The following is a 21,311-nucleotide window of genomic DNA, read 5'->3' on the forward strand; positions in this document are numbered from 1 at the left end:
CCTTATGCGCTTTCGATGATTCTGGGCAGCCTCTCTCTGATATAGGCGGCACGCACGCAGTCTGCCTCATCCTTATCCAGAGGCCTGCTGGCCCACAGCGCCAGATTGGCCGGTTTGATGCCGATCATCAGGCTGTAAAGGCTTCTCTCCTTTTCAAAGGAAATGACCCCGTCCTCTTCTCCCGCCATCAGCTGGGATAAAAAGATCCGGGCGTCCTTTTCCGTGATCCGCCTGGCGTATTTGAGAATGCCGTAGGACTTCCAGGTTTCATCCTCCCGTTCCAGCCGTCTGGCCCCAAGAGCCGCATTTCTTACCCGAAGCTCCTGGTTGTTTAACTGCGCCGCTGCCTTGGCCACCTGTTCAATGATCTCCTTTTCCGACTGACCCAGGCTTCTCTGATTGGAAAGCTCATACATATTTCCATAGTTTTCGCTTCCCTCGCCGTAAAGCCCGCGGATGGCCGTTCCCAGCCGCCCCATATCTCCCACGATGCTCTGGAATTTGCGCACCTGAGAAAGCATGGGAAGGTGGAGCACCACACAGGCTTTTAAACCTGTGCCAACATTGGTGGGAAAGGTGGTGAGATAGCCGTATTTTTCATCAAAGGCATAGGAAAAACGCTCATTGATGTAATCATCCAGCTCATCTGCCGCCTTCCACAGCTGTTCTAAATCCAGGCCCGGAGCCAGCAGCTGGAGGCGGATGTGGTCATCCGTCCCCAAAAGCAGGCTGCAGCTTTCATCCTCCGAAAGATAAAGCCCTCCCGGCCGGCTCATCTCCACCGCAGTCCGGTTTAAGATCCTGCGTTCTCTCAGCGCCTGCTTTTTCGCCCCGTTCATCGTTTCCAGGGCATACCAGGAAAATATCCCGCCGTCCCTGGTTGGAGCGTCCTTTAAGCCTTCTTTTAAACGTTCCACCAGCTGGCGGCTTCCTGCCTCATCCAGTCTGGATGGAAATACGCACTCATCCCAGTTTCGAGAAAGGCGGATCCGGCTGTAAATGATGTTGGAACGCTCCTCATGGATTCCTTCATACCATCTGCTCACTGCGCTTTTCCTCCTTCCGGCCCGGAGGTTTCCGGCGTTTTTTCCTTCAGTGCACGCAGCTCATCCCGGTATCTGGCGGCGCTTTCGTAATCTTCTTTTGCCAACGCCTCTTTTAAGGCCTTCTGAAGGCGCACGGCCTGCAGCCCCATGCCGCCCGGATGAGCACCCAGGCCTTCCCTGACCGATCCGTCAGAGTCCCCCCCGGGCCCTGCAGCTCCCGATACATCCGGCTCCTCCCCGAAGGCCTTTATGGCATCCGGGTGCTCTTTTTCAAATTTGCTCCTGAATCTGGGATGTTTGCCCTTGTGGCTTTCGCTCCCCTGGAGCTGCTTAATCTTATCACTGATAAAAAGATCAAAAACGCCGTAGCAGTCGGGACAGCCGAACCGGCTGTTCTCCACAAAATCATCAAAGCTGGCGCCGCAGGTGGGACACACCACCGCCGCCCTCTCATCCGTCTCCTCATCGTCCTCCTCAAGGCCCAAAAGCCCTGATAAGAGCCGCCCCAGCGGAAACTCTCCGTCTAACACAGCGCCGTACTGGCCGAAATCCATCTCTCTGGCGCAGTGGGAGCAGAGGTTGTGCTCTGTCTTTACTCCGTTAATGATCTCCGTATATTTTATGTTTGCTTCCCGTATCTTACATTTCTCACATAACATACTGCTCCTCCATCCGGGCGCTCGCCCATTCACAGGCCTTACCTGCTCACAGAAGGCCTTGTGTATCTGTCATAAATCTCGTCTACCAGCTGATGGACCTCATTCCGGGAAATATCCCTGCAGATGCCGCAGGCCAGCACCACGTCCAGGTTCTGGCGCATCTCTTCGATGGCCTGGATCTTATCCACATCCAGGGAAACCACCGCGCCTCTTCTCCGGTCCAGCTTTACAAAGCCCTCCTGCCGCAGAACGGAATATGCCTTATTTACTGTATGCATATTGATGCCAATGTGATCGGCCATCTGCCGCACCGAGGGCAGGGTATCCCCTTCCCGTATCACATCCGTAGCGATACCCATAATGATCTGATTGCGAAGCTGAATATAAATCGCCTCGTCGCTGTTAAAATCAATCTTTAATACCATACGCACACCATCTTTCGTTCTATGACTCATACCGGAACAGACTACCGCAGTCTGAGCACCAACGTTATATCTGTTCTACAGGCAATATAACACCTGATGCTATTACTATAACAGGGAAATGAAGATCCGTCAAGAACCTCCCGAAACCGGAGATTATTTCCTGACGAATCCATACATTGCTGTGGCTGTGAAATTTTGCTACAGCTTTGCCACCAGCTGGTCTACCATCTCTGCGGTGGTAGCCCAGCTGGTGGCAAAGCGCACTGCGGTATGGTTTTCATCCACCGGCTCCCATACACTAAAGCCCACCTGGAAGCTCAGACGTCTGAGGGTATCATTTTCAAGGACTGCAAACTGCTGGTTGGTAGGGGAATCAATGAGGAACGGGATTTTCTTTTCCTTCAGGCCTTTTTTCAGCCGGTCTGCCATGAGGATAGCCTGGCGGCTGATGGTAAAATAAAGCCCGTCCGTAAACAGGGTGTCAAACTGCAGCCCCAGGAGGCGTCCCTTTGCAAGCAGGGCTCCGTGCTGCTTGATCTGAGTGACAAACTGTCTGGGCGCGTTATTTTTTGTAAATACCACCGCCTCCCCAAACAGCGCTCCCACCTTGGTTCCTCCAATGTAAAATACGTCGCAGAAACGGGCGATATCCTCCAGTGTCACATCCGTATCCAGGCTCATAAGGCCATAGCCCAGGCGGGCCCCATCTAAATAGAGAGGAATCTTATATTCGCCGCAGACCCTGGAGAGAGCCGCAAGCTCTGCCTTCGTGTAAAGAGTTCCAAGTTCCGTAGGATGGGAAATATAGACCATACCGGGAAACACCATATGCTCATGGCTGCCGTCTTCATAAAAGGCTTTCAGATAGGCGCTTACAGTTTCCGCCGCAAGTTTCCCCTCCTTTTGAGCAAGGGCCAGAACTTTGTGGCCCGTAAGCTCAATGGCCCCGGCCTCATGGACGTTTACATGGCCGCTCTCTGCCGCCACTACGCCTTCGTAATTCTCTAAAAGGGAATCAATCACCGTCTGATTGGTCTGGGTGCCTCCGGTAAGAAAATAGATATCTGCCTCCGGGCAGCGGCAGGCAGCGGCGATCTTTGCCTTCGCCGCTTCACAGTAGGGATCCGCTCCGTATCCCGGCGTCTGCTCCCTGTTTGTTTCCACCAAACGTTTTAAAATGGCCTCATGGGCCCCTTCTGTATAATCGCTTTCAAATGACAGCATGACTATCTCTCCTTTTTATTTTTTTGTGCCGGACGGTCCATAAAGCCTATGACAAGCTCCAGAATAAAATCCATGTCTTTAAACCCCAAAACCGGAGGCGCTTCAGGCCCTGCGGAAGCGTCCTGTCTATTGATGTTCCAAATATTTCCTTTCTTTTCATCTGCCCAGTCAGCCACATAGGCCAGCACCGTCTCCGGCCTGCATACCGGCTGGACAGAGATTGCGCTTCGCAGCGTCTCAAGCTTTGGATAAGCGGAATATTTCTGTCCTTCTAAAAGGATCAGGTCTGCTTCCGGAAAGAATGAAAAGAAGTCATGGACTTCCTTTTTTTCTTCTTTTATGACGCTGAACCGACGGTCAGAATAGACCGCCGTCCCACAGGCTCCGGCAGCTTTCATACGATAGCTGTCCGTGCCGGGGACGTCAGGGATAAAATCGTGGCCGTCGTGTTTGATCACGGCTGTTTTTAAGCCCCGACGGGAAAGTTCTTTTACAATCGCCTCCGCAAGCGCCGTCTTTCCTGTATTTTTTCGTCCGCTGACAGCCAGGACAGGCGGGGTCTCTCTTACCTTCAGGTTTTCATAGGCTTTGGGGCTGTTGACATTGGAAAACCAGCTGTCTGGGATATGTACAGTGTGGGTATCCAGGATACGGACATTCAGCCGGTCAAGAAACTCTCCCATCCGAAAGTGCCCTGCCTTCAGCCTTTCTTCCAGAACAGGAATGGCCCTTTTGCTGTAAAAAGCACAGACGGGATGAAGCCGTCCGTCTCTGGTGCGCCAGACCACAGCATCCTCTTCTTTACAGGCCTTTGCCAGATACAGAGCCATTTCCCTCCGGAAAAAGGGCATATCGCACGGAACGAAAAAAAGGCCGTTCAAAGACTCCCTCTCCCCGCAGCACTCCCGCAGGCAAGACCAGATGCCTCCCATAGGGCCTGCGGGAGTAAAAAGGGAAAGCTGGCTTATCCTGTCTGGAATAGACGGCCAGGAGCCCATGCCCTCTGCCTCCCCCTCCGCCTCCGAAACAAAACATGGCTTTCCAAGGGCCTTAAGTTCTCTTTGAATCCGGCTTCCAAAGGTCTCCCCCTGCCAGAGCAGCTTTGATTTATCCTGGTTTCCCATGCGGCTTCCGCTTCCGCCCTTTAAAAGGACGCAGCCCCATTCCATTGTCATCTTCTCATTCTCCTTCACCATAAGCACAGCCAGATGCCAAAAGACATCTGTCGGTGGTGTTCCTCTTTTGCTGCTGATGGTAAGCATACCAGTTTATGGGGCCAAAATCAATCCCGGCATGAATTTTCTGTCTGTTTTGTTTTTTGACACATGGTATCCGCCATGCGCATATCATAATCATTGAGATTATGTGCTTTCCATCCGCGGCTTTGGATGGAGGGTATCCGTTTCACACCGGGAGGACGGATTATGTGCGGAATTGCAGGATTTTTTCATCCGAAAGGGATCTATCAGAATAACAGCCTCAGGTTTAAGGAGCGGCTCAGCGCTATGGGCGCTGCCGTAAAGCGGAGAGGGCCGGATGATGAGGGGATATGGCTTGGAAACTTTATGGGACTGTCCCACCGCCGTCTTTCCATCATCGACCCCGAAGGGGGCAGACAGCCCATGGCAAACGCTTATAAGGATGGCTTCTGTGCCATTGCCTACAATGGGGAGCTTTACAATACAAAGGAAATTAAAAAGGATCTGCTTTCAAGAGGCTGCCGCTTTAAGACTTCCAGCGACACAGAGGTGATCCTGGAGGGGTACATGGAATACGGAACCGATTTCGTAAAACGCCTAAACGGCATTTTCGCCATTGCCATCGCCGACACCTCCTGCCAGACCCTGTTTCTTTTTCGGGATCGGGTGGGAGTAAAGCCCCTGTTTTATACCGTAACCCATGAGGGTGAAGTCATTTTCGGCTCTGAATTAAAGGCTCTATTTGCCCTGCCGGAAATCAGCCCCAGGCTGGATATCGCCGGGGCCAATGAGATCTTTTCCCTTGGACCTGCAAGAACCGACTGCTGCGGTGTATTAAAAGATATTCGCGAGGTGCGGCCGGGGCATTTCCTTACGGTCAATTCCAGCGGGCTTTGTGAGGAGACCTACTGGAAACTGGAAAGCCGTCCTCATACAGACTCCTGGGAACAGACCGTGGAAAAGACAGCCTTTCTCGTCACTGACTCCATCCGGCGTCAGATGGTCTCCGACGTCCCCATCTGCGCCTTTCTCTCCGGCGGCCTGGACTCCAGTCTGGTATCCGCAGTCTGTGCCGCAGAGCTCAGGAAGAACGGAAGAAAATTTACCACCTTTTCCTTTGATTTTACAGGCAATGACCTGTATTTCCGCTCAAACGATTTTCAGCCCACCAGAGACCGGCCCTATGCGGAGGAAATGGCAGACTATCTGAAAACAGATCATCACTTCCTGGAATGCGGCAGTCTGACTCTGGAAAAACGGCTGTCTGATTCGGTGCTGGCTCATGACCTGCCCGCCATGGGAGATATTGACTCGTCCCTGCTCCAGTTCTGCTCCATGGTAAAAGATCACTGCAAGGTGGCCCTTACGGGAGAATGTGCCGACGAGATCTTCGGAGGCTATCCCTGGTTTCACAAAGAATCCTGTCTCAGGGCCAATACCTTCCCCTGGACCATGGATCTTGCACCCAGAAAGCTGCTTTTAAAGGATGATTTTCTGGCTGTACTCCACATGGACGAATATGTAAAGAACGCCTATGAGCATTCCCTGGCCCGGACTCCCCGGTGCCCGGAGGATACGCCTTTGGAGGCCAGACGCAGAGAAATCTCATGGCTGAACCTAAACTGGTTTATGAGAACCCTTTTAGAGCGGATGGACCGGACCAGTATGTACTGCGGCCTGGAAGCCAGGGTGCCTTTTGCCGACCATCGGATCATAGAATATCTCTGGAATGTTCCCTGGGAAATGAAGGCAAAGGACGGCGTGGCCAAGGGACTTTTGCGCCATGCGGCAAAAGGACTTCTGCCAGAGGAAGTGCTGTGGCGAAAAAAATCTCCCTATCCCAAAACCTACGATAAAAAATATGAGGTTCTTCTGGCCGGCCAGATCCGTGAGCTGATCCGTGATCCCAGTGCGCCTGTGATGGAATTTCTGGATCAGAAGAAGGTGGAAACCTTTCTTAAGTCCCCCTCTGATTACGGCAAACCCTGGTACGGACAGCTGATGGCCGGGCCTCAGATGATGGCATATATTCTGCAGGTCAATTTCTGGCTGTCACATTATGGCATAAAAACCCTTATTTCCTGATCTGAATCTGTCCTTCCCCAGAGATATCAGAAAAAAATCCCCTCTTTTTAAGAGAAACGCAGGGATTTTCCATACTGCGTTCCTTCCAAAATAAGAGGGGAATATCAGAACCTGTTATAAAGCAAGGGATGCTGCAATAGCGTCAGCCAGCGCTTCAATGTCTGCTTCCTGACCTGCTTTTAAAGAGGACTTAATGCTAACGGTAGGCTCAAGAATCTCCATATTCTTCATGCCTGCGATCATGTCCTTCATCTGTCTGGCAGCTACCATGCCCCAGGAACCGTTTTCTATCACTGCCACTGTGCGGTTCTGAAGAGCGTGGGCCTTTAAGTCGCTTAACACCCGCTCCATGCTGGTAAAAATACCGCCGTTGTAGGTTGCGGAGGCAAATACCAGATGGCTGCAGCGGAACGCCTCAGCTACCATGACAGACGGGTGCGTGGAGGAAACATCATATACGGCAATGTTGCAGATGCCTCGGTCAGCCAGCCTGCAGGCCAGAATATTGGCCGCATTCTCTGTATTTCCATAGATTGAACCATAGGCGATCATAACAGCCTTCTCTTCGGGGGCATAGCTGCTCCAGGTCAGGTATTTATCTACATACCAGCCTATATTTTCACGCCATACAGGTCCGTGAAGCGGGCATATCATCTGGATATCCAGTCCGGCAGCCTTCTTTAAAAGCGTCTGTACGGACGCGCCGTATTTTCCAACAATGTTCGTATAATATCTTCTGGCATCATCCAGCCAGTCACGTTCAAAGTTTACCTCATCTGCAAAAAGGTTGCCGTTCATAGCTCCGAAGGTGCCGAACGCGTCAGCAGAGAACAGGATCTTATCTGTGGTGTCGTAGGTGACCATAACCTCCGGCCAGTGCACCATGGGAGCCATCACAAAGGTATATGTGTGCTTTCCGGTGCAGAACGTATCATTCTCCTTAACGATCACGGCTCTGGAATCAATATCAAAATCGAAGAACTGCTTGATGATGTCAACGGTCTTTGCGTTGCACACAACCTTTACTTCCGGATAACGTCTTACCACATCTTCCAGAGTAGCACAATGGTCAGGCTCCATATGGTTCACGATCACATAATCCAGAGCGCGTCCTCCTAACACTGCCTCCAGATTCTCGAAAAGCTGGCTGCTAACAGCCCAGTCTACCGTATCAAAAAGGACAGTTTTTTCATCCTTTAAAACGTATGCATTGTAGGAAACTCCTCTGGGAATAGGGTACGCATTTTCAAATAAAGCAAGACGGCGGTCCGTCCCGCCTACCCAGAACAAATCATCTTTAATCTTCTTAACGCAGTACATCTTTTATCTTCCTTTCCAAAATAATTCGTTAAAATTCCCATGATTTTTACCGTAGACAGTATAGCATATTTTTTTTAAAATGTCACTGTATTATTTGACAAACACAACGCATTTCAAACCGGAATCCGGCAGCTTTTTCAGCCCAAAATGCAAAGAACCCCCGGAGCGCCGGGAAATATCCCAGGCTCCGGGGGAAGATCCTACAGATCAAAAATCTCAAAATCGTCGCTGTTATTTTTAGAGGAGCTTTCCTGTTCTTTTTGACGGGATTTGTGAACCGTCTCTTCTTCCGGCTCCGGGAAAGCAGGTTCTGTGTATACCACATTCTCATCTTTATCTTCCGAAAAATCCACGAAGGTGAGCTCCGACTCTTCCTCCTGAGCGCTCTCCCCGTTCTCTTCTTCGTAAGAATCAAAGGTTTCCCCGGAATATGCCGGTTCTTCTGTCTCTTCCTTAAAGTCCGTCATATCCTCCGGTTCTTCGCCGGCCTCCTCTGTTTCCCAGACTTCATCTGCCTTTTCGTCCTCTTTATCTCTCTTTTCTGCAGGCTTCTTCCGGCCAGACACTCTCTCTTTTGTGCGCCTGTCCTTCTTTCCTGCTGCGGAAAGAATCAAAAGCACTACCAGAATCAGAGCGATTACGATCACCGCAATCAGCAGCGTGCGGAACAGATTGTAGTCTTTTCTTAACGAGTCGTACTGCGCTGCCAGCTGGTTGTATACGTCGGCTGACACTTCCTGGGAACCGCTGTCCGTGAAATACCGCTGAATGGTGCGCTCACTGCTCTTTACGTCATAACGGTACAGGCCCTTTTCGCCGGATTCGTTCATAGCGTAGATCACACAGTACTGCGGATCCGTATCTCCCTCTGCTACCCAGCCAGTCACCTTATTGCCGTCGATCGTAATCGTGGTTGGAACCAGGCCTTCAGGCACTTCCACCGTATCATCCGGCTCCATGACGGTAAAGGTGCGCTTTGAGACATTCATCTCAAAGGATTTCTGCTCAGCAGGAGTTGTGGAGTCTGCACTTGCTCCGCCTTCTTCCTTGGTCACTACGATGGTATATTCTTTTGTTGTCTCACCGTCCTGAGCTGTTACCTTTACAGTAACGCGGTTTTCTCCCATCTGCAGTCCCTCATCTCCGGATACAGAGGTAGCCGCGCTGCTGTCAGCAGGCTCGGCGCTGACTACCAGCTTATCCACGTCCGTTCCCACTGTTACCGCGTAGGTATCTACATCTGCAGAGAACTCCGGTGACAGCGTGCCCGGTGATACCTGAAGGGATTTTAATGAGGCATCCTTGGAGGTGCCTGCCGCTGCCGCCACCGTGACCTTTGACTGCCCCTGCTGGTCAATTGTCACCAGCTTGGAGTTGCTGTCATAGACTTCCTGATCCTTGACTGTGATCTGGGAAGTTCCCGCTGTCAGCGCCTTAAAGGTCAGTTCATAGGACAGGGTGGTCTGGCCGTTTGCTCCGGCATCCCCATGAACCCTGACAGCTCCGTTGCCGCCGTCGGCGTCGGTTCCGCTTACAAATTCCAGACTCGCCGAGTCATATGACAGCATAATATCCGCTGTAGACAGGGCCTCGCTGCCGGTCACCTTCATCTTTACGGTAAATTCGCTTCCTACCGCTGCGGAAGGGTCAGAAAACGCGATCCGCCCGGTTGCTGCATAGGCGGTCATTGCGTACCATGGAAGCAGCACAGCCATTACGCATATAAACAGTAATGCCGCCGCTTTCTGTTTCATTCCTTTTATCATTTTCATTCCTGCTTTCTGTTCTTATTCATATCCGGCAGACGCCCCGCGGCGGCCCTTACGGGCTTACGCCCACAATGGTCACATTGCTGCCGCCGGGGGTGCTGCCGCTGCTTTGGGTGCTGCCCGGTCCGCCGGAGGCGCCCGGTCCTGCCGGGCTGGAAGCGTTTTCACTTCCTCCTGAGGAGTCAGAAGAGCCTCCTCCCCCGGATGAAATGGGGCCGCCGTCCTGTTTTGCCACATGGATCGTGTACGTTCTTGTGCTGCCGTTTTCAGCGGTAACTGTGACGGCAATATCCACGGAGCTTCCCGTCAGCGCGATGTTTCCAGCTCCGGATACCGTTGCCTTGGAATCGGCTGCCTGGGCATTGACCTGTATACTGGAAACCGAGGTATCCACGATCAGGCTGTAGCTTTCTGTATCCTTTCCAAAGGAAGGCGTGAGGCTGTAGCCTTCTGCCGTCAGGGTGGAGAGCTTATTGTTGGGACTTCCGTCTCCCACCGGGGCCACACAGGCCGTCTCCGGCATATTGTTGTATATGGGGATCTCAAATTCCAGGGCCGAATCCTTTACGCTGCTGTAGGCCTTTGACAGGCGCTCCGCCTCGGAGGCCGCTCCCTGAATATTGGTCATATACTGATGCTTGTACAGATTGGAACCCTGTACATTGAATTTTTTTAAGTAAAACGTATTCTGGCCGGCCTTTACATAGTTATCCCCATAGTTCTTAGCACCGCCGATAATAGATTTTTCTACTGTATTCCAGGGACGGCCGTAGGAGCCGGACTGGGAGGCATAGCGAAGGCCCGTCTGGATGGCTGACATGGAGCCGGACTGATAGGCTTCTACATTAAAAAAGTTATAGTATCCCTCGTAGCCGGAATATTTTCCGGAAATCAGCGGGGAGGTGCCGCCCGTTCCCTGCTCCTGAAGGATCATGGCCGCCAGAACGTAGGGGCTGACACCAGACTGCGATGCCGCATCCATAATAATGTCTATATAAGAGCGGTTGGAACCAGGCGCTGTGGTCTGACTGCCGCCGGAGGAATCCGATGTCTGACCGCTGGTTCCTCCCCCAGGGCCGCTATTTCCCGAAACGGTACTTCCCTCTCCAGGGCCAGAGGTCTGGCCGTTTGAGGAGGCGTTTGTCCCCGGAGCCTGGCCTACACTTACGCTTGAATCGCCCCCGCTGGTTCCAGAAACAGTTCCCGGACCGCCGGAAGTGCTGCTGCCAGAAGCAGAAGCGCCTGCAGACTGTGTCTCCAAGCCGGAACCTGAAGGCCCCTGAGACTGTGTTCCCGTATTAGAACTGCCTGCTCCCGGCGCCTGCCCTACACTTACACTTGACATAACCAGATTATGTTCCCTTGGAGTAACGGAGGCGTGGGGGGCCTCCAGGCTGACATTCCCCGTCCCGCCGGAGGAGCTGCCCCCTGTTTTCCCCGTTACGCCGGGGCCGTATTCTGCATCCTCATCACTGCCCGAACTGCCTCCCGGACCGTCTTTTGAAACACTGCTGCCGGAAGAAGAGGAGGTTCCCGATCCGCTGTCTGTGTTTCCCGACCCAGTGGAACTGGTCGTACCGGAAAGGAAACTCCCCTCTACCATCTTTGACAGCCCCTCTCTGGTCTGGGTACCAGAGTTATACTCATGGGAAAGAAACTGGAAAACATAGGTATCATCCAGGAAATTTCTGGGATCCATATAGTAGCGTATAATATCCTCTGACGCTGCGACCCAGTTGCTGCCGTCAAAGCCGGTCCAGGTACTGTTATCCCAGTTATAGGCGCCGCTTTCAACGGATTTCCAGGAGGAAATACTGCCGGACGACACCAGATTTCTTCCCAGAAGAGCCTCATTTTCAATGACGGTGCTCCAGTCAAGCCCCGTCTTTTTTGCCTTAAAGATCCAGTTTGGATACTGGGCATGGAGCTGCCGCAGTCCGTCTTTGTAGCTCTCCGGGAACCCTTCTGAACTCAGCTTTGCCTCAAATGCTGCATCTGTGGTATACGACACAGGAAGGCGAATGTATGCGGCTGACACATATCCCGTCTGCTGCGCCCCCCCTGTACCGGAAAAGCGGATTTGATACCAGGTATTTCCGTCTGTGCCGGTCTGTTCTCCAAGAATCTGAATGGAAGCGCCCGCCGCCAGACGTCCTACGGCCTGATAGCCCGTTCCTGCGCCGCTGCGGACATTGAGAGAGGACGCCTTTACCGTGGCAGCTCCCGTATAAGCATAGGAATCCAGCATATGGAAGGGGACAGAGCCAGGAAGCTGGACAGCCAGAGCCAGGCCCAGCATCACCGCCAGACCCCTTTTGTATTTTTTTACCTTCATGTGTATATGTATCTCCTGTCATGTTTTCCATAAAGGAACAGCTAAAAACAGACCTTCTATGGCATTTTCTCTATTATAATGACAAATATCGCCCTGTGTCAACTGCCACACAAAAAGTTCACACATCCCCAAATGAATCGTAAGAAAAGCTTAAAAAATGAAAAAACCCCCAAGAAGATGCGCCCAGGCTGCAGGCAGGGTAAGGGGCAGAATATCCCGGTCCGCAAAGAGGCCGTATTCCCCCAGTTTCTCATCGCCCAGAGTATACTCCACCCGGCCGATTAGATCTCCCTTTTTTACCGGTGCTGTAAGGCAGTCCGGAAGAAACACACGGCGTTTTACGTTTTCCTGCTCTTCTTTGCTTAAAAGAACCACCAAGCGGCTGTCCTGCTCCTTTTCTGCCATAACGGCCTTTACGATCCCCTCTTTGTTTTCTCCCCAGCAGATCCCGTTCTCTGTCCTGACCGTCTGATCTGGTTCCCTCATAAAAATGTCCGTAAGCTCATATTCCTGTATGCCATAGTTAAAAAGCGTTCTGGCATCACTCCATTTATAGGTCTTGTGAGGAGGCCAGCCACAGCCTAACAGGGCTATGATATAAAGTCTTTCTTCCTTTTTTAATGCTCCCGTATAACAATAGCCCGCTCCCCCCGTAAAACCGGTCTTCCCTGTCAGCGCCCCGTCCATCATAGTCAAAAGAGCATTGTGGTTGCGGCAGGAGAAGGAGCGTTTTCCCGACTGATCCGTAAAATAGTGGTCTCCTGCGCCGGTGATGGCAAGAAATTCCTCCCGCTTCGGAGATTGAGTTACACAATACCGCAGGATCAGGGCCAGATCGGCTGCCGTTGTGGAGTGAATATTCTCCTTTCCCTCACGATCCTTCTCCCTGCCGTCCAGTCCGTTGGGGGTGATAAACCAGGTATCCCGGCAGCCAATCTGGTGGGCCTTTTCGTTCATCCTTACCGCAAACTCCTCCACAGAACCTGCAATCCCCTCAGCAATCATCACCGCGGCATCGTTGTAGGATTCCAGCATCAGGGCGTAAAGAAGATCCTTCAAAAGATAAGACTCCCCCGCTTTCACTCCCATGCGCACCTGCGGCTGGGAAGCAGCTTTTTTGGAAGCCTCAAACCACGCATCTGTGTTTCCTGCCTCCAGAGCCAGAATACAGGTCATAATCTTGGTTGTGCTGGCCATGGGCCGGCTGAGGCGCTCATTCTTGCCATAAAGAATCCGCCCATTGGAGCCGTCCATAAGAACCGCGGACTGGGAATAAAGCTTCAGCTCTGCAGAAACGCTCTGTGTTTGGGATACAGGAACCACCGGGGCGGCCGTTTCTTTTAAGAACTTCCCATCCGGCCCCATATCCCCGGCAAGATGCAGACACAGGCCCAGCTGCCCTGCAAGACACAGTGCTGCCAGCACCTGTCTCACCCGTTTTTTTCCTGTCTTTTCTCCCCTTTCCATACTCATGTTCCCATCTTTGCCCCATTTTCTTCCTCCTATCCTATTCACAAAGAGCCTGTAATATTCTTGCGCAGGAACACACCTTCTGGTATGATGATACCAGCCAGAAACAAAGACAGGCTGCAAATGTTTTTGAAATAAAGAAAGGTTGGCATATCATGATCAAAAAACAGCTTTCCTATCTCATTTCCCCCGAAGACGCAGGTCAGACCGTAGAACAGTTCCTGCGAAAAAAAGGCTATTCCCATCGCCTGGTAGTTCATCTGAGGAATACCCCTCTGGGACTTTCCATAGGCAAGGAAACAGCCTATACCAGCCATATGCTAAAACCAGGAGAAATACTTCTTGTCACCCTAAAGGAGGAAGAAAACTCGGAGCATATCGTTCCCACCAGGCTTCCTCTCTCCATTGCGTATGAAGACGAGGATATCCTGGTAGTAAACAAAGCCCCCGGTATGCCCATTCATCCTTCCCAGGGCCATTTTGAAAATACTCTGGCAAACGCTGTGGCCTGGTACTATCAGAGCTTGGGGGAATCCTTTGTCTACCGGGCTATTAACCGGCTGGACAGAGATACCTCCGGCCTGCTGATCATCGCCAAGCATATGCTCAGCGCCTGTGTTCTCTCCGATCAGATGGTAAAACGTCAGATTCACCGGGAATACAGGGCCATTGTCTGCGGCCAGACACCGGAATACGGTTTAATAGACCAGCCCATTGGACGCGCCCCCGGCTCTACGGTTCTGCGCAGAATCGACTGGGAGGAAGGCGAAGCAGCCAGAACCCATTTCTGGCGGCTCTCCTATGATGAAAAACGGGATCTGTCCTATATCCGCCTCAGCCTGGAAACAGGACGAACCCATCAGATCCGGGTTCATATGGCCTCCATAGGCCATCCTCTGCCGGGAGACTTTCTCTACCACCCCGACTGCCGCTGGATCAGCCGCCAGCCGCTCCACTCCTACCGTCTGGACTTTATCCACCCCGTAAGCGGCAGGGAGCTTTCCTTTACAGCTCCCCTTCCTGAAGATATGGCCTCTCTTGTACCCTACATCCACCGCAGCCCCTTGGGATAATGGTTTTTCAAAATCCCTCCTGTCAGCTTGCACCACCCAAGGCTCCAGCCGTCTGTGCACATCAGCACCCAGCCTTTTTCCGCTCCGGTCAGCTGCTCCGGCTGACACGCCAGGGCCTCTCCTTTTAAATAAGAGATCACCTCCCGGCCGTCTGACGCCATCTCATACACATTTTTCGCTTCCCCCGGAAGCAGAGTCAGCGCAAGGGCATGGGACGGCTCAAAGCGGTTCTTTTTCACCGTTCCCAGATGAAGCCCCGGACGCAGCACCCGCATTCCCTTAAAGTCAGGCATCTGGGGCGGCAGAAGGTAAAGCTGATCCTTAAACATCACATATTCCCTGCGTTTGAACCACACCTTCCAATCTTTTAAGGTTTCCTTTAAGAACGATTCCAAACACGCAAATACCTCCCGATCCTTCCCATGCTCCAAATAAGCCGGAGACTTTCTGCGGGGTTCTCCCATTCCCGGATCTTCTCTGCGCTTTAACACCGCAATAAAATGGCCTTCTCCTTCCAGACGGTGGGGCAGCAGCCGGAACGTCCGCTCTATATGATAATAGTCTCCTTTTTCTTCGCGTGGTTTTTTCTCATCATATCCAAATCCGGCCCATTCCCGTTTTCCACGAGAAAATTTCTCGCATCCCTTCTCATCTTCAAGAGAAAATTCCTCATGTCTTTCCAGAAAATCCAGAATCGCCTGTTCATTCTCCTCAGGTGCAAAGGTACAGGTAGAATATACCAGTCTCCCTCCCGGGCGTATCATCCTGGCGGCCTGATCCAGAATCTGCCCCTGGCGGGCTGCGCACATCTTCACATGATCCGGGCTCCACTGGCTGCGGGCCTCTTCATCCTTACGGAACATCCCTTCCCCGGAGCAGGGGGCATCCACCACAATCCGGTCAAAAAATTCGGGGAAATACTCTGCCAGCCTGCCAGGCTCTTCGTTGGTCACCACACCGTTTTTCACTCCCATCCGTTCCATATTCTGAGAAAGGATCCTGGCTCTGGCCGGGTGGATCTCATTCGAGAGAAGAAAGCCCTGTCCCTTGAGCCGGGAGGCAATATGGCTGGACTTTCCTCCGGGCGCCGCACACAGATCCAGCACCCGCTCTCCTGGCCTGGGATCCAAGAGTTCTACTACCGCCATGGCGCTGGGCTCCTGGATATAGTATAATCCTGCCTCATGGTAGGGATGCTTGCCTGGTCTGGCCTCCGCCCCATAATAATACCCCTCTTTTGCCCACAAAACAGGCGAAAGTTCCGTGCCGAGCCGCTTTTCTACAAGAGCCGCCAGCTTTGGCACACTTCCCTGCTCCCAGTCCTCTTCTTTCCCCTCTTCTGATTTTAGGCTGTTAAACCTCAGACCCTGAACCCGCTCCTTCTCATAGCTGGCCTCAAAGCGGTCATACTCCTCTCCCAGCAGTTCTCTCATACGCACCTTAAAAGCTTCCGGTAATGTTATCATTCTTCTCTCTCCTGTATATAAAATGGATGCAGCGCATCCGATCCTGTTAAAAAGACCGGGCCTCCGCTTTCCTTGGGGGTCCGGTCCTTAAATGCCTTTTATATCAGAGCCGCTTCTTACAGCAGGATCTTGTAGTCATCCGAAGGCTCGCCATTTACAACATAGTACGCCGCATTCTCCTCTGCTACGATGTACAGCTCAAATTCTCTGACCGCTGCATCTTTGTGGTTCTCTTTAAAGTGTTCCATTGCAGCTGCCAGAACTTCCTTCGCAGCCAGATCCTTTCCATTATACTGAAAATGTACGCTGGTCTTTGGCTCAGCGGCTTTCTTTGCTGCAGTCCTTTTGACAGGAGCCTTTTTGGCCGCCGCCTTTACTTCCTCAACCGCCTCCTCTGCCGCTTTCTTTACAGTAGCTGTCGTTGCTGCCAGAACCTCTTTTGCTGCGGGGGCGGCCTCCCTTACTGCCTTCTTTGCCGCAGACGCGGTAGATGCTGCCCTTGTAGTTCTCTTCGTTGCCATGATAACCTACCTCCCTATGATGTTGTATCCGATCCTTCCGATTGCCCAGCCAGACGGCCTCCGTTAAACATTTTATTATGTAAATCCCAGATGTATTAAAGAAATTATAGAATGATTTCCTGCTTTTGTCAATGTGCATACCATCCCAAAAACGGCGAAAAATCTTCAAAGCAGTTAATCATTATATAAAACTACCGGCGTGTCTGTTCCCTTATGAAACCGGCTGTATGACCACCCCGGCCGTTTGACCGCTGTCTGCCGGAGCAGATTCAGAAGTCTGGGTCTGAAGGGCTGTCTGGGAAGGCGCTGTCTCTTTAGACACACCCGGACCGCCCTGAGAAGCCTCCTGAGAAGCCTGAGAAGAAGCCATGCCCGGACCGCCATTTTCTGAGATTTTATCTCCCGCGGCGCTGGTTTCTCCTGCTCCATTTCCCTGACCTGTTTCAGGAACCTTTGTCTCCTCGGGAGTCTGTGCCGCCGTGGGTGCCTGGGACTGCGTTTCTGCAGGAGTCTGAGGCTGTGTCTGCGCCGGAACGGATGGGGCAGTCTGCACCGGAGTCTGCGCTGCGGGCTGTGTTTGTGCCTCTGCCTTTCCGGAGGCCTTGCTGGTCTCCTTGCTTTCTGTACCCTCCAGATTATAGCAGATCACCGGCATTCCCTTATAAACATTCTCATACAGCGTCTTTGCCGCCTCATAAGGCATATTGACGCAGCCATGGGAGCCATTCTTTTTGTAAATGGTTCCGCCAAAGGTATTTCTCCAGCTGGCGTCGTGAAAGCCAATGCCGCCGTTAAAGGGCATCCAGAACTTAACCGGACTGGCGTAGCCCTCCCCCTTTAGCACCGCATCTCTCTGCTTATAGGTCAGGCTGAACAGTCCCGGCGGTGTGGTATAGCCCTTTGACTGATTGCCGGAGACAAAATCTGATTCCAGGATTTTCTTACCGTCCTTATAGAAGAACAGATGCTGGGCGGTGAGATTGACCTCTGCGTATGTAGTTCCGTAATCGTTTCCGTCCCGGCTGGCCGCTGTCTGCATATAAACCGGCTCTCTGGTCACGCTTTCTCCATTTAAAATGTCAGCCTTCAGCTGCGCTGCTTCTGCTGCCCCATCGATCCGCCAGCCATAGACGCCTGCTACTTCCACCTCAGGGCCGTAGCTGGTCTTAAACTTCCGTTTGGTATAGGCGGTGTTGTATTTGGACCCCAGTTTTTTTACAAAGGCCGCAATCTGTTCATCGTCAAAGACGGGCTGGCCATTTTCATCATAGGACACCCACTGGCTGATGGTTCCTCCGTCCAGCACCTCGCTGCGGCTTCCAAAGGTATATGTCACAGACATGGCCGCAAAGCGTTTGATTTCCTCCAGGCGTTTTGCCAGCGCCTCGTCATCGGCCCTAACTTTGGGTTCCTCATAGCACCCCGCCTGATCCAGATCCAGTTCTGTCTTTAATTCATGAACAGCACCGCATACAGCCTCTTTTGTCCTGGCAGCATTTAAAAGCGTGCCCTCTGTCTCCGGCAGGATAGAATATCCCTCTCCCTGCTGAAATTCCGAAAGCGCTGCATCGGACGGCGCCCTGGCAATCGCGGGATCCAGCTGGGGAAGCCCCGACAGCGCCTGATCCAACTGATCCTCGTCAAAGCTTATGAGGGCCTTTATATCATACTCCGGCCCTCTGGCCAGATAAAGGGGCCATGCGTAGGGATCCTGCTGGCGCAGGATTTCTTCTAGACTCCCGTCAAACTCCGCTTTCAGGCTGATCTCACTTCCTGAAATTACCGCGCTTTCATCCTCGCGCATGGAAAGCTTCAGTTCGTAGGCTGCCGCTCCTGACGCGATCATCTCCTTTACCTCATCTGCAGTCTTTCCCCCTACGTCCATTCCATTGATCGCAGTATGAGGAAAATAGGCTGTCTCATACCGGCCAGCCTGCCAGATATATCCGCCGATGCAGATCACAGCCGCAGCAGCCGCGCCGATTCCCACTGTTTTCCAGGGAAAGGGGCTGTCTTTTGAATTGCGGGCCTGCTCCCGCATCCGCAGCTTAAACGCCTCCTTGCTGCGGCTGACCGGCTTTTTCTTCTCAGTTTCACTCATTGATCTTAACCTTTCTGTCTCTGTTATTCATCCACTGATACAAATCCCCCTTTAAATACGCCTGCCGTCCTTTAAAACCTTTCCGCTGAAAACCATATATACCGCTATTGCCGCGGCGCTTGCAATCACGTCGGATACCGGCTCTGCAAAGAATACATTTTCCACTCCCAAAAACGCCGGAAGCGCCAGCATGGACAGCAGATACAGCGTCTTTCTGAACATGGACTGGCTGATGGCAAGGCCTGCGGCCCCCATCCCTGTAAATCCGTCCACTACCTCATACTGAATAGCCAGAGGGATGATTCCCAGGGTACTGATCCTGATGGCCCGAACGCTCATATCCACATAGGCACTGTCTCTTGTAAATATCTCTGCAAAGTACCCGGACACCGTCATGGCAATCACAAACATAATGGCAGTAAACACGATTCCCAGGGCGACGATGTGTTTCTGAGCCCTGCGGATCCGGTCGGCACGGCCCGCTCCATAATTATAACCTAAAATCGTCTGTGTTCCGCCGGTAATTCCTCCCAGCGGCATGGTAACCATAAGCATAAAGCTCTGAACAATGGTATTGCAGGTCAAAAGCACATCCCCCGTCTCCCCCGCTCCATAGTGTCGGATCACCATATTCATAATAATGATCAGCCCGCTGTCAGAAGCTGTGATCAAAAAGGGCGACAGTCCCAGTGTCAGCACCCTGGCCATCAGCCTTTTATCGTATCCTCCGAAGGTAATCCGCACCAGAGGCTTCTTCCCAAACAGGAAAGCCAGAACATAGGCGCAGGAAGCAAGCTGGGACAGCACCGTAGCAATAGCCGCTCCCTTTACCCCCATATCAAATACAAAAATGAAAACAGGATCCAGCACAATATTGCTCACAGCCCCCAAAAGCACAGATTTCATACCGGTCTTTGCAAAGCCCTGACAGATAATAAACTGGTTCATGCCCGTGGCAAGAAGGGCAAAGGCCGTTCCTGACAGATACCAGCTTAAATATTCATCTGCATAGGGAAAAATCGCTTCGCTGGCTCCAAACGCCATCAAAAGCCGGTCTTTAAACAGGTAAATTACGGCCATGAGCACCACTGACATAACACTTAAAAGCACAAAGCAGTTGGCAACCACCTTCTCTGCTGCCTTTTCATTTTTCTGTCCCAGCCGGATGCTCATAAGAGGCGCTCCGCCAATCCCCACCCAGCTGGCAAATGAGGTGATCAGCGTCACCACCGGACCGCACACTCCCACCGCCGCCAGGGCCGGAGCGCCGATCTGAGGGATATTTCCTATGTACATACGGTCTACAATGCTGTATAAAACGCTGACAAATTGAGCCAGCATGGAAGGAAATGCAAGCTTCCATACCAGCTCTCTTATGTGATCTGTATCCAGATTATTTTCCAGTTTCACAATAATCTCCTTATATCATATCTTTTCGTGTATCATCGGTCCGTTTTTCCCCGAAACCTGTTTATCTCCCCCGCCAGTTCTTTCATGCTCCCAAGCATACTGTCAAAGGCTCCGAACCTGTACAGGCTGGCTGCAAAAAGCCCCAGCGGCACTGCCAGAATCATTCCCGCCAGCCCTTTTATTTTAAAGCCCAGATAGAGAAGGAAAAGTGTCAGAAGGGGATTTAATCCCAGAGTATCCCCTACCAGCTTAGGCTGCACCAGCTGACGGATCACCTGAGTCAGGATATAGATCAAAATCAGCCCCGCCGCAAAGGCGTATTCCCCTCCCAGTATCTTTATCAGTCCCCAGGGAATAAGGGCCGTGCCCGTGCCGAACACCGGCAGGAAATCAAGCAGGGCGATCAGCAGAGCCCACAACGGCCCATAGCTTACTCCCAGGCTAAAAAATCCTGCGCCCAAAATCAGCCATACCACGAACATGATCTTAAACTGCGCCATAAAATATCCGCCGATGAGGCGGCGGGCTTCTCTTCTTAAATGATCCGAATACCGCCCGGTCCACTCCGGCAGATGGCTCCTTAAGGCTGTCACGATCCGATCCCGGTCTGCAATAAAGAAGTACGCCGAAAGGATGATCACCACCGAATACACCAGCACCGCAGGGATCCCCTTTGCCACTGTTCCGGCTGCCTCCATGGTTGGGGATGCGATGGATTCCGCCAGCTTTCCGATATAGGCTCCCACATTATCCCCCAGCGCCAGCCAGGATTCCCGCAGATTCTCCGGCATAAAATCCATCAGGCGGGTCAGCTTTAAAAGGCTGTTCTGCACATCCCCCTCGATTCCCGCATACAGCGCCGGCAGATCCTGGATAAAAGATCCCATAAAACGGGCCGTTCGGGAGATCACAAGGTAAAGCAGGCCGATCACCAGCGCCAGCGCCCCTGCCACAATGACAATAGAGCTGTGACGGCGCACCAGTCTAAGTCTGCGCTCCAAAAAACGCACCAGCGGGTTGGCGATCATGGCGATGATCCATCCTACAACAAAGGGCATGAAAAATCCCAAAAGCTTTGGTCCCATAAAGCAGAGGAGAAACCACCCTGCCGCTGGAATCAGTATATTAAGAACCAGGCGCAGAATATGCTGCCATCTGGGTTCCTTTTCCTTCTGTCCTGTTTCGATTCCGCTCAAAGCGCTTATTCT

General features: G+C 52.2%; 16 protein-coding genes. 2 read left to right on the top strand and 14 right to left on the bottom strand.

Annotation, left to right across the window (positions count from 1 at the left end):
- Positions 1–2: 2 nt before the first annotated feature.
- The 5 genes from HW447_RS03500 to mobB all read right to left on the bottom strand — a co-directional run bounded on the left by HW447_RS03500 (position 3) and on the right by mobB (position 4,529).
- Positions 3–1,046, bottom strand: a complete 1,044-nt coding sequence (locus HW447_RS03500) for an ATP--guanido phosphotransferase (protein ID WP_176253944.1) — start codon at positions 1,044–1,046, stop codon at positions 3–5.
- Entirely contained in the window at positions 1,043–1,705 is a 663-nt protein-coding gene (locus HW447_RS03505; RefSeq protein WP_176253945.1) for a UvrB/UvrC motif-containing protein, read from the bottom strand. Before HW447_RS03505 ends, HW447_RS03500 begins: the two co-directional genes overlap by 4 nt.
- 38 nt (positions 1,706–1,743) lie before the next feature.
- Positions 1,744–2,130 carry a GntR family transcriptional regulator gene (locus HW447_RS03510; protein ID WP_176253946.1) on the bottom strand — a complete coding sequence of 129 codons (387 nt, stop codon included), beginning with the start codon at positions 2,128–2,130 and terminating at the stop codon, positions 1,744–1,746.
- 198 nt (positions 2,131–2,328) lie between these two features.
- Positions 2,329–3,354 carry a threonine aldolase family protein gene (locus tag HW447_RS03515; protein ID WP_176253947.1) on the bottom strand — a complete coding sequence of 342 codons (1,026 nt, stop codon included), beginning with the start codon at positions 3,352–3,354 and terminating at the stop codon, positions 2,329–2,331.
- 2 nt (positions 3,355–3,356) lie between these two features.
- A complete protein-coding gene (gene mobB, locus HW447_RS03520) occupies positions 3,357–4,529 on the bottom strand; it encodes a molybdopterin-guanine dinucleotide biosynthesis protein B (RefSeq protein ID WP_176253948.1) in 1,173 nt (390 codons plus the stop codon).
- 249 nt (positions 4,530–4,778) lie between these two features.
- Here mobB and asnB point away from each other — a divergent pair, with 249 nt between their 5' ends.
- A complete protein-coding gene (gene asnB, locus HW447_RS03525) occupies positions 4,779–6,638 on the top strand; it encodes an asparagine synthase (glutamine-hydrolyzing) (protein ID WP_176253949.1) in 1,860 nt (619 codons plus the stop codon).
- A gap of 114 nt (positions 6,639–6,752) precedes the next feature.
- Here asnB and HW447_RS03530 read toward each other — a convergent pair whose 3' ends face one another.
- The 4 genes from HW447_RS03530 to HW447_RS03545 all read right to left on the bottom strand — a co-directional run bounded on the left by HW447_RS03530 (position 6,753) and on the right by HW447_RS03545 (position 13,535).
- Positions 6,753–7,958 carry an FprA family A-type flavoprotein gene (locus HW447_RS03530; RefSeq protein ID WP_176253950.1) on the bottom strand — a complete coding sequence of 402 codons (1,206 nt, stop codon included), beginning with the start codon at positions 7,956–7,958 and terminating at the stop codon, positions 6,753–6,755.
- 200 nt (positions 7,959–8,158) lie between these two features.
- Positions 8,159–9,724, bottom strand: coding sequence for a cadherin-like beta sandwich domain-containing protein (locus HW447_RS03535; protein ID WP_176253951.1), 1,566 nt, complete (start codon positions 9,722–9,724; stop codon positions 8,159–8,161).
- A gap of 55 nt (positions 9,725–9,779) precedes the next feature.
- Positions 9,780–12,062 (bottom strand): SH3 domain-containing protein, encoded by a 2,283-nt coding sequence (locus HW447_RS03540; protein ID WP_176253952.1) that lies wholly within the window; start codon positions 12,060–12,062, stop codon positions 9,780–9,782.
- Between the two features lie 150 nt (positions 12,063–12,212).
- The gene (locus HW447_RS03545) at positions 12,213–13,535 is read right to left on the bottom strand and encodes a D-alanyl-D-alanine carboxypeptidase family protein (RefSeq protein ID WP_243176188.1); all 1,323 of its coding nucleotides are present in this window, start codon (positions 13,533–13,535) and stop codon (positions 12,213–12,215) included.
- Between the two features lie 152 nt (positions 13,536–13,687).
- Between HW447_RS03545 and HW447_RS03550 the strand changes: the two genes are divergently transcribed.
- The gene (locus tag HW447_RS03550) at positions 13,688–14,605 is read left to right on the top strand and encodes an RluA family pseudouridine synthase (protein WP_176253953.1); all 918 of its coding nucleotides are present in this window, start codon (positions 13,688–13,690) and stop codon (positions 14,603–14,605) included.
- On the opposite strand, the gene HW447_RS03555 is transcribed toward HW447_RS03550, so the two are convergent.
- The 5 genes from HW447_RS03555 to ytvI all read right to left on the bottom strand — a co-directional run bounded on the left by HW447_RS03555 (position 14,578) and on the right by ytvI (position 21,299).
- Positions 14,578–16,071, bottom strand: a complete 1,494-nt coding sequence (locus HW447_RS03555; protein ID WP_176253954.1) for an RsmB/NOP family class I SAM-dependent RNA methyltransferase — start codon at positions 16,069–16,071, stop codon at positions 14,578–14,580. The genes HW447_RS03550 and HW447_RS03555 overlap by 28 nt on opposite strands.
- Before the next feature lie 116 nt (positions 16,072–16,187).
- Positions 16,188–16,592, bottom strand: coding sequence for a DUF6465 family protein (locus HW447_RS03560; RefSeq protein ID WP_176253955.1), 405 nt, complete (start codon positions 16,590–16,592; stop codon positions 16,188–16,190).
- A gap of 211 nt (positions 16,593–16,803) precedes the next feature.
- On the bottom strand, positions 16,804–18,693 hold the full coding sequence (locus HW447_RS03565; RefSeq protein ID WP_176253956.1) for a L,D-transpeptidase family protein: 1,890 nt from the start codon (positions 18,691–18,693) through the stop codon (positions 16,804–16,806).
- Positions 18,694–18,744: 51 nt separating this feature from the next.
- Positions 18,745–20,103, bottom strand: a complete 1,359-nt coding sequence (locus HW447_RS03570; protein WP_176253957.1) for an MATE family efflux transporter — start codon at positions 20,101–20,103, stop codon at positions 18,745–18,747.
- Between the two features lie 32 nt (positions 20,104–20,135).
- Positions 20,136–21,299, bottom strand: a complete 1,164-nt coding sequence (gene ytvI / locus HW447_RS03575) for a sporulation integral membrane protein YtvI (protein WP_176253958.1) — start codon at positions 21,297–21,299, stop codon at positions 20,136–20,138.
- Positions 21,300–21,311: the final 12 nt, after the last annotated feature.

It is taken from the genome of Enterocloster alcoholdehydrogenati (genome assembly GCF_013282095.1).
In the GTDB taxonomy this organism is placed as follows: Bacteria; Bacillota; Clostridia; order Lachnospirales; family Lachnospiraceae; genus Enterocloster; species Enterocloster alcoholdehydrogenati.

Coding starts and splice junctions, on each gene's coding strand:
- asnB (WP_176253949.1), top strand. CDS start 4,779: ATGTGCGGAATTGCAGGATTTTTTCATCCGAAAGGGATCTATCAGAAT.
- HW447_RS03505 (WP_176253945.1), bottom strand. CDS start 1,705: ATGTTATGTGAGAAATGTAAGATACGGGAAGCAAACATAAAATATACG.
- HW447_RS03565 (WP_176253956.1), bottom strand. CDS start 18,693: ATGAGTGAAACTGAGAAGAAAAAGCCGGTCAGCCGCAGCAAGGAGGCG.
- HW447_RS03515 (WP_176253947.1), bottom strand. CDS start 3,354: ATGCTGTCATTTGAAAGCGATTATACAGAAGGGGCCCATGAGGCCATT.
- HW447_RS03545 (WP_243176188.1), bottom strand. CDS start 13,535: ATGAGTATGGAAAGGGGAGAAAAGACAGGAAAAAAACGGGTGAGACAG.
- HW447_RS03540 (WP_176253952.1), bottom strand. CDS start 12,062: ATGAAGGTAAAAAAATACAAAAGGGGTCTGGCGGTGATGCTGGGCCTG.
- mobB (WP_176253948.1), bottom strand. CDS start 4,529: ATGACAATGGAATGGGGCTGCGTCCTTTTAAAGGGCGGAAGCGGAAGC.
- HW447_RS03555 (WP_176253954.1), bottom strand. CDS start 16,071: ATGATAACATTACCGGAAGCTTTTAAGGTGCGTATGAGAGAACTGCTG.
- HW447_RS03550 (WP_176253953.1), top strand. CDS start 13,688: ATGATCAAAAAACAGCTTTCCTATCTCATTTCCCCCGAAGACGCAGGT.
- HW447_RS03535 (WP_176253951.1), bottom strand. CDS start 9,724: ATGATAAAAGGAATGAAACAGAAAGCGGCGGCATTACTGTTTATATGC.
- HW447_RS03510 (WP_176253946.1), bottom strand. CDS start 2,130: ATGGTATTAAAGATTGATTTTAACAGCGACGAGGCGATTTATATTCAG.
- HW447_RS03530 (WP_176253950.1), bottom strand. CDS start 7,958: ATGTACTGCGTTAAGAAGATTAAAGATGATTTGTTCTGGGTAGGCGGG.
- HW447_RS03560 (WP_176253955.1), bottom strand. CDS start 16,592: ATGGCAACGAAGAGAACTACAAGGGCAGCATCTACCGCGTCTGCGGCA.